Annotated in this window: 13 protein-coding genes; 9 read left to right on the forward strand and 4 right to left on the reverse strand. The window is 67.9% G+C overall.

Annotation, left to right across the window (positions count from 1 at the left end):
• Window positions 1-51: 51 nt before the first annotated feature.
• Together ACFV9H_RS30490 and ACFV9H_RS30495 are read right to left on the reverse strand one after the other, a co-directional pair.
• A complete protein-coding gene (locus ACFV9H_RS30490; protein WP_329387549.1) occupies window positions 52-726 on the reverse strand; it encodes a response regulator transcription factor in 675 nt (224 codons plus the stop codon).
• 62 nt (window positions 727-788) lie between these two features.
• Entirely contained in the window at window positions 789-1751 is a 963-nt protein-coding gene (locus ACFV9H_RS30495; protein WP_385404487.1) for a RecB family exonuclease, read from the reverse strand.
• 249 nt (window positions 1752-2000) lie between these two features.
• Between ACFV9H_RS30495 and ACFV9H_RS30500 the strand changes: the two genes are divergently transcribed.
• From ACFV9H_RS30500 to ACFV9H_RS30510, 3 genes are all read left to right on the forward strand, one after another.
• The gene (locus ACFV9H_RS30500) at window positions 2001-3134 is read left to right on the forward strand and encodes a site-2 protease family protein (protein WP_385404572.1); all 1134 of its coding nucleotides are present in this window, start codon (window positions 2001-2003) and stop codon (window positions 3132-3134) included.
• Between the two features lie 18 nt (window positions 3135-3152).
• A complete protein-coding gene (locus ACFV9H_RS30505) occupies window positions 3153-4049 on the forward strand; it encodes a tRNA (adenine-N1)-methyltransferase (protein ID WP_385404489.1) in 897 nt (298 codons plus the stop codon).
• A 189-nt stretch (window positions 4050-4238) separates the two neighbouring features.
• Complete coding sequence (locus tag ACFV9H_RS30510; protein ID WP_385404575.1) at window positions 4239-4805, forward strand: hypothetical protein; 567 nt, start codon at window positions 4239-4241, stop codon at window positions 4803-4805.
• A 4-nt stretch (window positions 4806-4809) separates the two neighbouring features.
• On the opposite strand, the gene ACFV9H_RS30515 is transcribed toward ACFV9H_RS30510, so the two are convergent.
• Window positions 4810-5130: a ferredoxin gene (locus tag ACFV9H_RS30515; RefSeq protein WP_385404491.1), complete on the reverse strand. Its 321-nt coding sequence runs from the start codon at window positions 5128-5130 to the stop codon at window positions 4810-4812.
• A 264-nt stretch (window positions 5131-5394) separates the two neighbouring features.
• Here ACFV9H_RS30515 and arc point away from each other — a divergent pair, with 264 nt between their 5' ends.
• The 6 genes from arc to prcA all read left to right on the forward strand — a co-directional run bounded on the left by arc (window position 5395) and on the right by prcA (window position 11550).
• The gene (arc, locus tag ACFV9H_RS30520; RefSeq protein ID WP_385404494.1) at window positions 5395-7161 is read left to right on the forward strand and encodes a proteasome ATPase; all 1767 of its coding nucleotides are present in this window, start codon (window positions 5395-5397) and stop codon (window positions 7159-7161) included.
• Between the two features lie 267 nt (window positions 7162-7428).
• Entirely contained in the window at window positions 7429-8940 is a 1512-nt protein-coding gene (gene dop / locus ACFV9H_RS30525) for a depupylase/deamidase Dop (RefSeq protein ID WP_385404497.1), read from the forward strand.
• A 184-nt stretch (window positions 8941-9124) separates the two neighbouring features.
• Window positions 9125-9337, forward strand: a complete 213-nt coding sequence (locus tag ACFV9H_RS30530) for a ubiquitin-like protein Pup (protein WP_030294332.1) — start codon at window positions 9125-9127, stop codon at window positions 9335-9337.
• A gap of 377 nt (window positions 9338-9714) precedes the next feature.
• Window positions 9715-9948, forward strand: a complete 234-nt coding sequence (locus ACFV9H_RS30535; RefSeq protein WP_385404577.1) for an endonuclease VII domain-containing protein — start codon at window positions 9715-9717, stop codon at window positions 9946-9948.
• Complete coding sequence (gene prcB, locus ACFV9H_RS30540; protein WP_385404499.1) at window positions 9900-10739, forward strand: proteasome subunit beta; 840 nt, start codon at window positions 9900-9902, stop codon at window positions 10737-10739. The genes ACFV9H_RS30535 and prcB overlap by 49 nt, the downstream gene beginning before the upstream one ends.
• 46 nt (window positions 10740-10785) lie before the next feature.
• Window positions 10786-11550, forward strand: a complete 765-nt coding sequence (gene prcA / locus ACFV9H_RS30545) for a proteasome subunit alpha (RefSeq protein WP_385404502.1) — start codon at window positions 10786-10788, stop codon at window positions 11548-11550.
• Between the two features lie 60 nt (window positions 11551-11610).
• On the opposite strand, the gene ACFV9H_RS30550 is transcribed toward prcA, so the two are convergent.
• Complete coding sequence (locus ACFV9H_RS30550; protein WP_385404505.1) at window positions 11611-12606, reverse strand: LacI family DNA-binding transcriptional regulator; 996 nt, start codon at window positions 12604-12606, stop codon at window positions 11611-11613.
• Window positions 12607-12626: the final 20 nt, after the last annotated feature.

Genomic DNA, 12626 nt, shown 5'->3' on the forward strand with positions numbered 1-12626 from the left:
GGCCGGCAGCCGCACGACGCGGCTGCCGGCCCGTTCGCGGTGTCCGGGGCCCTACTGGCTCGCGCCCGGCCGCACCAGACCGCTCTCGTACGCGTACACGGCCGCCTGCACCCGGTCCCGCAGCCCAAGCTTCGTCAGCACGTGCCCCACATGCGTCTTCACCGTCGTCTCGCTCACGAACAGGTCCGCCGCGATCTCCGCGTTCGACAACCCACGCGCCACCAGCTTCAGCACCTCGACCTCCCGCTCGGTCAACGTACCCAGGGTGTCCGGCACGCTCTCCTCACCCGACGGCAAGTGACCCGCGTACTTGTCCAGCAGCCGCCGCGTGATGCTCGGCGCGAGCATCGCCTCGCCCCCCGCGACCACCCGGATCGCCTGCACCAGCTCATTGGCCGGCGCGTCCTTCAGCAGGAACCCGCTCGCCCCCGCCCGCAGCGCCTCCACCACGTACTCGTCCAGATCGAACGTGGTCAGCACCAACACCTTCGCCGGACCGTCCCGACCCGGACCCGTGATCTGCCGGGTCGCCTCCACCCCGTCCATCCGCGGCATCCGGATGTCCATCAACACCACGTCCGGCTGGAGCGCCCGCACCTGGTCCAGCGCCTGCAGACCGTCCCCGGCCTCACCGACCACCGCGAGGTCCTCTTCGGCCTCCAGGATCATCCTGAAGCCGGTGCGCAGCAGCGGCTGGTCGTCGACCAGAAGGACGCGGATCGCCACGGGGTCTACCTCGTATTCGTACGGCTTCAACGGACGCCGCCCATTCTGCCCTGACCCGGCGATCAGGAATCTTCCGCCGGCCACCCCTGGGAGGCGCCACCAGGGCGCGGAGTGATCATCAGAGGATAGGCCGGGGGAGTACCCCCGAACTCGGGACACACCGCCTGATGATCACACCAGCCGCACAGCTTCGTCGGCCGTGGCCGCCAGTCACCCGACTCCGTCGCCTCCCGGATCGCCTCCCACAACGCGTGCAGCTTGCGCTCCACCCGCTCCAGATCCTCCACCACCGGGTCGTACGTCAGCACCTCACCACTGCCCAGGTACACCAGCTGCAGCCGCCGCGGCACGACCTGCTTCAGCCGCCACACCACCAACGCGTAGAACTTCATCTGGAACAGCGCACCCTCGGCATACTCCGGCCGCGGCGCCTTGCCCGTCTTGTAGTCGACGATCCGCACCTCACCCGTCGGCGCCACGTCCACCCGGTCGATGATCCCCCGCAACCGCAGCCCCGACTCCAGCTCCGTCTCCACGAAGAACTCCCGCTCCACCGGCTCCAGCCGCGTCGGATCCTCCAACGTGAACCAACGGTCCACCAGTGCCTCGGCCTCCGTCAGCCACTGCGCCAGCCCCGCCCCCTCATCACCCTCCGGGAACAACTCCGCCAGCTCCGGCTTCGACTCCAGCAACCGCTCCCACTGCCCCGGAATCAACGCCTTCGCCGCCGGCGCCGTACGCTCCGCCGCAGGATGATCGAAGAGCCGCTCCAACACCGCGTGCACCAGCGTCCCGCGCGTGGCCGCCGCACTCGGCTTCTCCGGCAACTTGTCGATCACCCGAAACCGGTACAACAGCGGGCACCGCATGAAATCGCTCGCCCGCGAAGGAGAAAGCGAAGAAGGCGCCACAGCGGCCCGCACCGCGGCGGCATCCGCCCCGCCACCCACAGTGATGTCCGCAGCGGCACCCGCGGCACCTTCCGCATCAGCGGCACCTGGCACGGCACCCGAGCTCGTCGTCATGCACAAAACCCTACGACCCACCACCGACAGCCCACGCCATACCATCGACGACAGACCCCCTCGCACTGCATGATCAGAGCATCACAACCCGCTACACCCCCACCGAAAGCACCACCGCACCACACTGGAAACACCAATCCCCCAGACTCCGTCCGGGGGGACCCCCAGGACCGAAGGACAGCCGTGACAGACACCGACGAAACCGGCGAGCGCGCGAACCGGCGCTCAGGACCGGGCGGCGGAATCCTCATGGGCCGCCCCTTCGGCGTGCCCGTCTACGTCTCGCCCAGCTGGTTCCTCGTAGCCGCCCTCATCACCTGGGTCTTCGGCGACCAACTCGACCGCGTCCTGCCCGACCTCGGACCGGTCCGCTACCTCGTCTCCCTCTTCTTCGCCGTCGCCTTCTACGCCTCCGTCCTCGTCCACGAACTCGCCCACACCGTCGCCGCCCTCCGCTTCAAACTCCCCGTCCGCCGCATCCAGCTCCAATTCTTCGGCGGAGTCTCCGAAATCGAGAAGGAATCCGAGACCCCCGGCCGCGAATTCGTCCTCGCCTTCGTCGGCCCCCTCCTCTCCCTCCTCCTCGCCGGAGCCTTCTACCTCGGCATGAAAGCCGTCGACCCGGCCACCGTCCCCGGCGTCCTCCTCGCCGGCCTGATGATCTCCAACCTCCTCGTCGCCGCCTTCAACCTGCTCCCCGGCCTCCCCCTCGACGGCGGCCGCATGCTCCGCGCCGTCATCTGGGGCATCACCGGCAAACCCATGACCGGCACCATCGCCGCCGCCTGGATCGGCCGCGCCCTCGCCGTCGCCGTCCTCCTCGGCCTGCCGCTCCTCACCCACACCGGACTCCTCGGCAACCGCACCGACGACATCGGCGGCATGGACACCGTCATGGACGCACTCCTCGCCGCGATCCTCGCCGCCATCATCTGGACCGGCGCCGGCAACAGCCTCCGCATGGCCCGCCTGCGCGAACACCTCCCCGAACTCCGCGCCCGCGCCCTCACCCGCCGCGCCATCCCCGTCGAGAACGCCACCCCCCTCTCCGAAGCCCTCCGCCGCGCCAACGAAGCCGGCGCCCGCGCCCTCGTCGTCGTCGACGGCCACGGAGACCCCACCGCTATCGTCCGCGAAAGCGCCATCGCCTCCGTCCCCGAACACCGCCGCCCCTGGGTCGCCGTCAGCACCCTCGCCCAAGACCTCACCGACGGCATGAAGGTTTCCGCGGACCTCACCGGCGAAGAACTCCTCGACCACCTCCGCGCCACCCCCGCCACCGAATACCTCGTTCTCGAACCCACCGGCGAGATCTACGGCGTCCTCTCCACCCTCGACGTCGAAAAAGCCTTCGTGAAGGCCATGGCACGGCCCCAGTCCTGAAGCCAATACACTGGTCACATGTCCGAACCGACCGGTGCCGCCCGCCGACGCGGGCCCTTCGAGGTCGGGGACCAGGTTCAGCTCACCGACCCCAAGGGCCGCCACTACACGTTCACGCTCGAAGCCGGGAAGAATTTCCACACCCACAAGGGTTCCTTCCCGCACGACGAGCTGATCGGCTCCCCCGAGGGCAGTGTTGTCCGTACCACGGGAAACGTCGCGTACCTCGCGCTGCGCCCCCTGCTCCCCGACTATGTCCTGTCCATGCCCCGCGGCGCCGCCGTGGTCTACCCCAAGGACGCCGGCCAGATCCTGGCCTTCGCCGACATCTTCCCCGGCGCCCGCGTCGTGGAAGCAGGCGTCGGCTCCGGCTCCCTGAGCAGCTTCCTGCTGCGCGCCATCGGCGACCAGGGCATGCTCCACAGCTACGAGCGCCGCGCGGACTTCGCCGAAATCGCCACCGCCAACGTCGAGCGCTACTTCGGCGGCCCCCACCCCGCGTGGCAGCTGACCGTAGGCGACCTCCAGGACAACCTGTCCGACACCGACGTCGACCGCGTCATCCTCGACATGCTCGCCCCCTGGGAATGCCTCGAGGCCGTCTCCAAGGCACTCGTCCCCGGCGGCATCCTCTGCTGCTACGTGGCCACCACCACCCAGTTGTCCAAGACCGTCGAATCCATCCGCGAGATCGGCTGCTTCGCCGAACCGCAGCCCTGGGAATCGATGATCCGCAACTGGCACGTCGAGGGCCTCGCCGTCCGACCCGACCACCGGATGATCGGCCACACCGGCTTCCTCGTCACCGCCCGCCGCCTCGCGGACGGCGTCGAACCCCCCATGCGCCGCCGCCGCCCCGCCAAGGGCGCCTACGGCGAGGACTACGAGGGACCCGGCAGCGACCGCTCCGCGTAACCGCACCGCTCGTTCAACACATCGGCGCTGTGGCGCAGTTCCCCACCCACCCCGGGAACTGCGCCACAGCGCCTTTTCGTTGTCGGATGAAACGCTCCCGCCGGACCGGACCCGGCGGTTCCACCATCGTGTGACGTATGGCACGATGCTGGCTCCCCGTCATCCCTCGCACAGGAGACACCCCGCGTGCTGCACAGCCCCGCCGAGCCGGAACTGGGACACACTCGCACCAGGCCCGTCCACTGGATCGCCACCGCATCCGCCATGGCCGCCGTCATAGCCGGCGCGGGACTCGTACAACCGGCCACCGGAGTCTCCGCCCAGCCCGCCGAAGGCCCCCAGGCCGGCGCCCCAGACCCGGCGGGGATCACCTACCCCCTCGACTGCAAAGGCGCCCCGCAGGCCGTCACCGCCACCGCCCAAGGCGACCTCGACGGCGACGGCCGCCCCGAAACCGTCGCCGCCGTCCGCTGCGACGCCGGATCCGGCACCCCACCCCACGCCATCTACGTACTCGTCCAGGACCGCACCGCCGGCGCCCGCCCCCGCATCGTCGCCACCCTGCTCGAAGCCACCCGACGACAGACCGCCACCGACCTCACCGTGCGCGACGGAGCCGTCACCGCACGCCTCCTCGGCTACTCCTCACCCGACGTCCCGCGCTACAGCCCCGACCTCAACCAGCTCGCCAAGTGGCGCTGGAGCGACGGAAAATTCCGCCAGGAGCTGACGGACTCAGCCGCCAGGAGTGTTTGAAGCCTCACTCCGCGTCCGGACCGAAGACCTCCACCCCGTCCGCAACGCGCCTCACGTGAATGCAGTCACCCGGACATTCCTTCGCCGAATCGACCACGTCCCGCAGCAGCGTCAACGGAACCGGAGTCGTCGCCCCCGCCTCCTGAAGCAGCTCGTCGTCCGCGCCCTTCACATACGCCAGACCGTCGATGTCCAGCTCGAACACCTCCGGCGCGTACTGCGCGCAGATGCCGTCCCCGGTGCAGAGGTCCTGGTCGATCCAGACCTCAAGCGGCTCGCCGGACTCGCCGACGAGACCCGTCGAAGCCTCCTGCTGCACGGTCATATCCCCTGCCGTTCCCTGCCCTGAGTGATCCATCCCGGTCACAACTCGCGGCAAGTCGCGCGGGCCCTGACGGGTGTTGAACAGTTCGACCTTACAACCGGCCGCTTTCAGATGTTGATGGGTGGGTATTTCCTTGGCGTGAGGGAGTACGCAAGGGTGAAGATCGGACACGCCTCTACCGTCTTTGTGATCTAGGGGTTTCAATCACCACCAGCCCAGGTAGGGTCAGGAAGCGTCCAGCTCCCCTTGGAGGAGGTGAGGACCGTGGCAGCCCACGACGACGACATCAACCGCGGCATCCGGCCCGCGCGAGGGTCTGAGGACCCCGCCGGCCAGGTTGCCTATCTCGAGCAGGAAATCGCCGTCCTGCGCCGCAAGCTCGCCGACTCTCCGCGACACACGAGGATTCTCGAAGAGCGGATCGTCGAGCTTCAGACAAATCTGGCCGGCGTCTCCGCACAGAACGAACGACTGGCGAATACCCTCCGTGAGGCCCGCGACCAGATCGTGGCCCTCAAGGAAGAAGTCGACCGGCTCGCACAGCCGCCGGCAGGCTTCGGTGTCTTCCTGCAAGCCAACGAGGACGGCACCGTCGACATCTTCACCGGAGGCCGAAAGCTCCGCGTGAACGTCAGCCCCAGCGTCGACCCGGAAGACCTCCGGCGCGGCCAAGAGGTCATGCTCAACGAAGCGCTCAACGTGGTCGAGGCCATGGAATACGAGCGGGCCGGGGACATCGTCACCCTCAAGGAAATCCTCGAGGACGGCGAGCGCGCCCTGGTCGTCGGGCACACCGACGAGGAAAGGGTGGTGAGGCTCGCCGAGCCGCTCCTGGACATCACCATCCGCCCCGGCGACGCCCTCCTGCTCGAACCCCGCTCCGGCTACGTCTACGAGGTCGTCCCCAAGAGCGAGGTCGAAGACCTCGTCCTCGAAGAGGTCCCCGACATCGACTACGACAAGATCGGCGGCCTGGGCGACCAGATCGAGCTGATCCGCGACGCCGTCGAGCTCCCGTACCTCTACCCCGACCTCTTCAAGGAACACGAACTGCGGCCCCCCAAGGGCATCCTGCTCTACGGCCCGCCCGGCTGCGGCAAGACGCTCATCGCCAAGGCCGTCGCCAACTCCCTTGCCAAGAAGGTCGCCGAAGTGACCGGACAGGCAGCAGGAAAGTCCTACTTCCTGAACATCAAGGGACCCGAACTCCTCAACAAGTACGTCGGCGAGACCGAGCGGCACATCCGCCTCGTCTTCCAGCGTGCCCGCGAGAAGGCCAGTGAGGGCACCCCCGTCATCGTCTTCTTCGACGAGATGGAATCCCTCTTCCGCACCCGCGGATCCGGAGTCAGCTCGGACGTCGAGAACACCATCGTCCCCCAGCTGCTCGCCGAGATCGACGGCGTGGAAGGCCTGGAGAACGTCATCGTCATCGGCGCCTCCAACCGCGAAGACATGATCGACCCGGCCATCCTGCGCCCCGGCCGCCTCGACGTGAAGATCAAGATCGAGCGCCCGGACGCAGAAGCCGCGAAGGACATCTTCGCCAAGTACCTCAAGGCCTCGCTGCCCCTGCACACGGACGACCTGTCCGAACACCAGGGCTCCCCGGCCGGCACCGTCCACAGCATGATCCAGACCGTCGTCGAGCAGATGTACGCCGAAACCGAGGAGAACCGCTTCCTCGAGGTCACGTACGCCAACGGCGACAAGGAAGTCCTCTACTTCAAGGACTTCAACTCGGGCGCCATGATCCAAAACATCGTCGACCGAGCCAAGAAGATGGCCATCAAGGCCTTCCTCGAACACAACCAGAAGGGCCTCCGCGTCTCCCACCTCCTCCAGGCATGCGTGGACGAGTTCAAGGAGAACGAGGACCTGCCCAACACCACCAACCCGGACGACTGGGCCCGAATCTCCGGAAAGAAGGGCGAGCGGATCGTATTCATCCGCACCCTCGTCACCGGAAAGCAAGGCGCGGACACCGGACGCTCCATCGACACGGTGGCAAACACCGGTCAGTACCTCTGACAAGCGGAGCGGCTGCGGATGCCCTCCAAGGGCATCCGCAGCCGACTGCTTTACCGGCCGCTTTTCAGCCGACGACGAGGCACATTCAATGACGGAAATGATCTCCCCACGAGCGCGAAGTGGTTCTAGGCTCTTCCGTACCGCCGCCGGACGCGCAGTGCGGGGACGGGCACCGCACAGGAACAGGCACAGGCACGCGCACCGGAGCACCAGCGGTACTTGAGCGCCGCTCCCGAAAGGGGAGCGCCGCCGGGCAAGGAGGGCCGCATGACCGTACGGCGAGTAATGGGGATCGAGACGGAGTACGGGATCTCCGTCCCGGGCCACCCGAACGCCAATGCCATGCTCACCTCGTCCCAGATCGTCAACGCCTACGCGGCGGCGATGCACCGGGCGCGCCGCGCCCGCTGGGACTTCGAGGAGGAGAATCCGCTGCGGGACGCCCGGGGCTTCGACCTCGCCCGCGAGGCCGCGGACAACAGCCAGCTCACCGACGAGGACATCGGCCTCGCCAACGTCATCCTCACCAACGGCGCACGGCTCTACGTCGACCACGCACACCCCGAATACAGCTCCCCGGAGGTCACCAACCCGCTCGACGCCGTCCTCTGGGACAAGGCCGGCGAGCGGATCATGGCCGAGGCCGCCGTACGAGCCGCCCAGCTGCCCGGCGCCCAGCCGATCCACCTCTACAAGAACAACACCGACAACAAGGGCGCCTCCTACGGCACGCACGAGAACTACCTGATGAAGCGGGAAACCCCCTTCTCGGACATCGTGCGCCACCTGACCCCCTTCTTCGTCTCCCGCCAGGTCGTCACCGGCGCGGGACGCATCGGCATCGGCCAGGACGGCCGCGAGCACGGCTTCCAGATCAGCCAGCGAGCGGACTACTTCGAGGTCGAGGTCGGCCTGGAGACCACCCTCAAGCGCCCCATCATCAACACCAGGGACGAACCCCACTCCGACGCCGAGAAGTACCGCCGGCTCCACGTGATCATCGGAGACGCCAACCTCTCCGAGATCTCCACCTACCTGAAGCTCGGCACGACCTCGCTGGTCCTCGGGATGATCGAGGACGCGTTCATCAACGTCGACCTCGCCGTCGACCAGCCCGTACGCACCCTCCACCAGGTCTCGCACGACCCGGACCTCCAGCACCTCATCACGCTGCGCAGCGGACGGACCCTGACCGCCGTACAACTCCAGATGGAGTACTTCGAGCTGGCCAGGAAGTACGTGGACGAGCGCTACGGGTCCGACGCGGACGAGCAGACCAAGGACGTCCTGGCCCGCTGGGAGGACGTCCTGGGCCGGCTGGAGACCGACCCGATGAGCCTGTCGGGGGAGCTGGACTGGATCGCCAAGCGGGAGATCCTCGAGGGCTACCGGCGCCGTGACGGCCTGGGCTGGGACGCGGCGCGGCTGCACCTGGTGGACCTCCAGTACTCGGACGTACGGCCGGAGAAGGGCCTGTACAACCGCCTGGTGGCCCGCGGCAAGATGAAGCGGCTGGTGGAAGAGCCGGCGGTGGAGCGGGCCCAGAGCAAGCCGCCGGAGGACACCCGGGCGTACTTCCGCGGCCGCTGCCTGGAGCAGTACGCGGACGACGTGGCGGCCGCCTCCTGGGACTCGGTGATCTTCGACCTCCCGGGCCGCGACTCGCTCCAGCGGGTCCCGACCCTGGAACCCCTCCGGGGGACCCGGAACCACGTCAAGGAGCTCCTGGACCGCTGCCGCACGGCGGAGGACCTGGTGCGGGTGCTTTCGGGACAGTGAGCGGTGCCTTCGAGGCCTGAAAGGGCCCCGGTCCGGGAATCATGAAATCAGCCGGACGTTATGAAAGTGCGGGGACGAATGTCGGACCCTCCTTGTAGGGTCCGACGTAGGGTCTGATCTTGAGAGATCCCGAATCCCGGGGTCTCTCGACATGAGCGTGCGAACCGAGCGGGGTGAGGTAGACATGGCGACCAAGGACACCGGCGGCGGACAGCAGAAGGCGCAGCGCTCGACCGAGGAGGTCGAGGAGGCCGCGGTCGAAGAATCGACCGACCTCAAGGAGCGCCAGGAGAAGCTCTCCGACGACGTCGACTCCGTTCTGGACGAAATCGACGATGTCTTGGAGGAGAACGCAGAGGACTTCGTGCGCTCATTTGTGCAGAAAGGTGGCGAATGAGCTAAATGTCCGATTCGCAGAGTGGGCGACAGTGCCGACGTTGCCTTGAGGTGCTCGCGCCCGACTCGTTCGCAGCGGATCGGAACCGTCCCGACGGGCTCCAGACGCGGTGTCGCAAGTGCGTCTCCGAGTACTGCGCAGAGCGTTACCGGGCCCGTCGGGCCGCAGAGGGCAAGACTGTGCGCGAGAAGGTCGATGTTCCGGACGGGCACAAGCTCTGCCGGACGTGCGGCGAGATCAAGCCGCACAGTGAATGGCATCGGCGGAAGAGCGCCCCTGATGGTTTTGCGACGCGATGCAAGGCGTGTCGCAAGCCCCGAAACCGCGCGGGGCACCTGAAGCGCAAGTACGGAATCACTGAGGCCGAGCGAGATCAGATGATCGCAGCTCAGGGAGGCCTCTGCTGTCTCTGCCTTCGGGCTCCGGCCGTGCATGTGGATCACTGCCACAAGACGGGTAGGGTCCGTGGCGTACTTTGCTTCAATTGCAACGTGGGCCTTGGCCTGTTGAAGGAGAATCCCGACCGCATTCGTCGGGCAGCCGAATATCTGGAGGGACACCTGTGGAACCCAACACTCGTAGCACAGGGCGTCTACCGGCAGCCTTCCTGACGCCGGGGTCGTCGTCCTTCATGGACTTCCTGGGTGCGCACTCGCCCGAGATGCTGCCCGGCAACCGCAAGCTGCCGGAAGGCGTGATCGAGGCGCCGCACGGGACGACCATCGTCGCGGCCACCTTCCCCGGCGGAGTGGTGCTCGCCGGTGACCGGCGGGCGACCATGGGGAACATGATCGCGCAGCGGGACATCGAGAAGGTGTTCCCGGCCGACGAGTACTCCGCGGTCGGCATCGCCGGTACGGCCGGCCTGGCCGTGGAGATGGTGAAGCTGTTCCAGCTGGAGCTGGAGCACTTCGAGAAGGTGGAGGGGACGACCCTCAGCCTGGAGGGTAAGGCGAACCGGCTGTCGACCATGATCCGGAGCAATCTGGGCATGGCGATGCAGGGGCTGGCCGTCGTGCCGCTCTTCGCCGGGTACGACGAGGCCAAGGAGAAGGGCCGGATCTTCTCCTACGACGTGACCGGCGGCCGCTCCGAGGAGCACGGTTACGCCGCCACCGGTTCGGGTTCGATCTTCGCCCGAGGTTCGATGAAGAAGCTCTTCCGCCCGGATCTGACGGAGGAGCAGGCCACCACGCTGGTCGTGCAGGCGCTGTACGACGCGGCTGACGACGACTCGGCGACCGGTGGGCCGGACCTGTACCGCCACATCTATCCGATCGTCACCGTGATCACGGACGAGGGATTCCGCAGGCTGACCGACGACCAGTCGCAGGAGCTGGCCCGTACGGTCACCAACCGTCGGCTGGAGCAGCCCGACGGCCCGCGCGCCGCCCTGCTCTGACCATCCGTCGTTCCGTAGGAGCCCAGAAGAAAGGGACGGACAGCCGGTGTCGACTCCGTTCTATGTGTCACCCCAGCAGGCCATGGCCGACCGGGCGGAATACGCCCGGAAGGGCATCGCCCGCGGTCGCAGCCTTGTCGTGCTGCAGTACGCCGACGGCATCGTGTTCGTCGGCGAGAACCCGTCCCGTGCGCTGCACAAGTTCAGCGAGATCTATGACCGGATCGGCTTCGCGGCCGCCGGCAAGTACAACGAGTACGAGAACCTGCGGATCGGTGGTGTGCGGTACGCGGATCTGCGTGGGTACACCTACGACCGTGACGATGTGACGGCCCGTGGGCTGGCGAACGTGTACGCGCAGACGCTCGGCACGATCTTCTCCAGTGCCGGGGAGAAGCCGTACGAGGTGGAGTTGGTCGTCGCCGAGGTCGGTGCGACGGCTGCCGGGGATCAGATCTATCGGCTTCCGCATGACGGTTCGATCGTGGACGAGCACGGTTCGGTCGCGGTCGGTGGCAATGCCGAGCAGATCAGTACGTTCCTCGATCAGCGTCACCAGGACGGGATGACCCTGTCGGAGGCGCTGAAGCTGGCGGTGCAGGCGTTGTCGAGCCAGGCCAATGCCGCGGACAAGACGATTCCGGCCGAGCGGCTCGAGGTGGCGGTGCTGGACCGGACGCGGGCGCAGCAGCGGAAGTTCAAGCGGATCCGTGGCAGGCAGTTGGCGCGGTTGCTGGAGGCGAATGTGCCGGCGGCCGCGCAGGCGGATGCCGTGTCGAATGAAGAGGCTCCGGAGGACGAAGCGGAGTAGGTTTCCCGGTTCGGTGATGGCCCCGGTTCGCCCAGTAGGGCGGGCCGGGGCTTTGTCGTGTCAGGGGGTGGGGGCGGGGCCGGTGGAGTCGCGGGGGATGAGGGTGACGGGGATGTCGGGGGCGGTCCAGGGGGTGCCTTCGAGGACGGCGAGGAGGGCGGTCATGCCTTGTTCGCCGATGCGTTCGGCGGGGAGGTGGACGGTGGTGAGTTCGGGTTCGACGGCGGTGGCGAGGGCGAGGTCGTCGAAGCCGGTGACGGAGAGGTCGTCGGGGATGCGCAGGCCGAGGCGGCGGGCGGCTTTGCAGGCGCCGGCGGCGAGGATGTCGTCGTCGCAGATGATCGCGGTGGGGCGGGTTCCGGGTGCCGCGAGGGCGGTTTCCATGGCGGTGCGGGCGCCGTCGACGCTGAGGGGGGCGCGGACGGTGCGCAGTTCGGTGTGGGGGCCGAGGTGGGTGGTGAGGGCTTCGGCGCGGACTTCGAAGGTCCAGGTGTCGATGGCGGAGGCGAGGTGGAGGAAGCGGCGGTGGCCGAGGGCGAGGAGGTGTTGGGTGATTTGGCGCATGCCGTCGGCGATGGCGAGGTTGACGTGGGCGGAGCCTCCGGCTGTGGGGTCGCTGTCGAGCATGACGAGGGGGAGGTCGGTGCCGCCGATGGCGTGGAGGGCGTCGGCGGCCATGGAGGAGGCGATGACTCCGTCGAGGGCGGCTCGGGCGGAGGCGAAGGGGTCGCGGGCGGGGCCGGTGCCGTCGGGGGAGGGGTAGAGGACGACGCCGAAGCCGTGTTCGGCGGCGATGCGGGCGGCGCCGGTGTAGACGCGGGCGAAGAATTCGTTGGTGAGGGCGGGGACGACGAGGAGGGCGGTGCGGGTGGTGCCGAGGCGGAGGTTGCGGGCGGCGAGGTTGGGGCGGTAGCCGAGGGTGGTGGCGGCTTGGCGGACGAGGTCGGCGGTGCGTTCGGAGACGCGGCCGCGCCATTTGTCGCCGAGTACGAGGGAGACGGTGGCCTGGGAGACCCCGGCGGCGGTGGCGACGTCCCGGCTGGTGGGTCTCGTCACAGGGGGCTCCCGTTGTGCGT

Origin of the sequence: Streptomyces sp. NPDC059874 (assembly GCF_042731135.1) — a bacterium.
GTDB lineage: Bacteria > Actinomycetota > Actinomycetes > Streptomycetales > Streptomycetaceae > Streptomyces.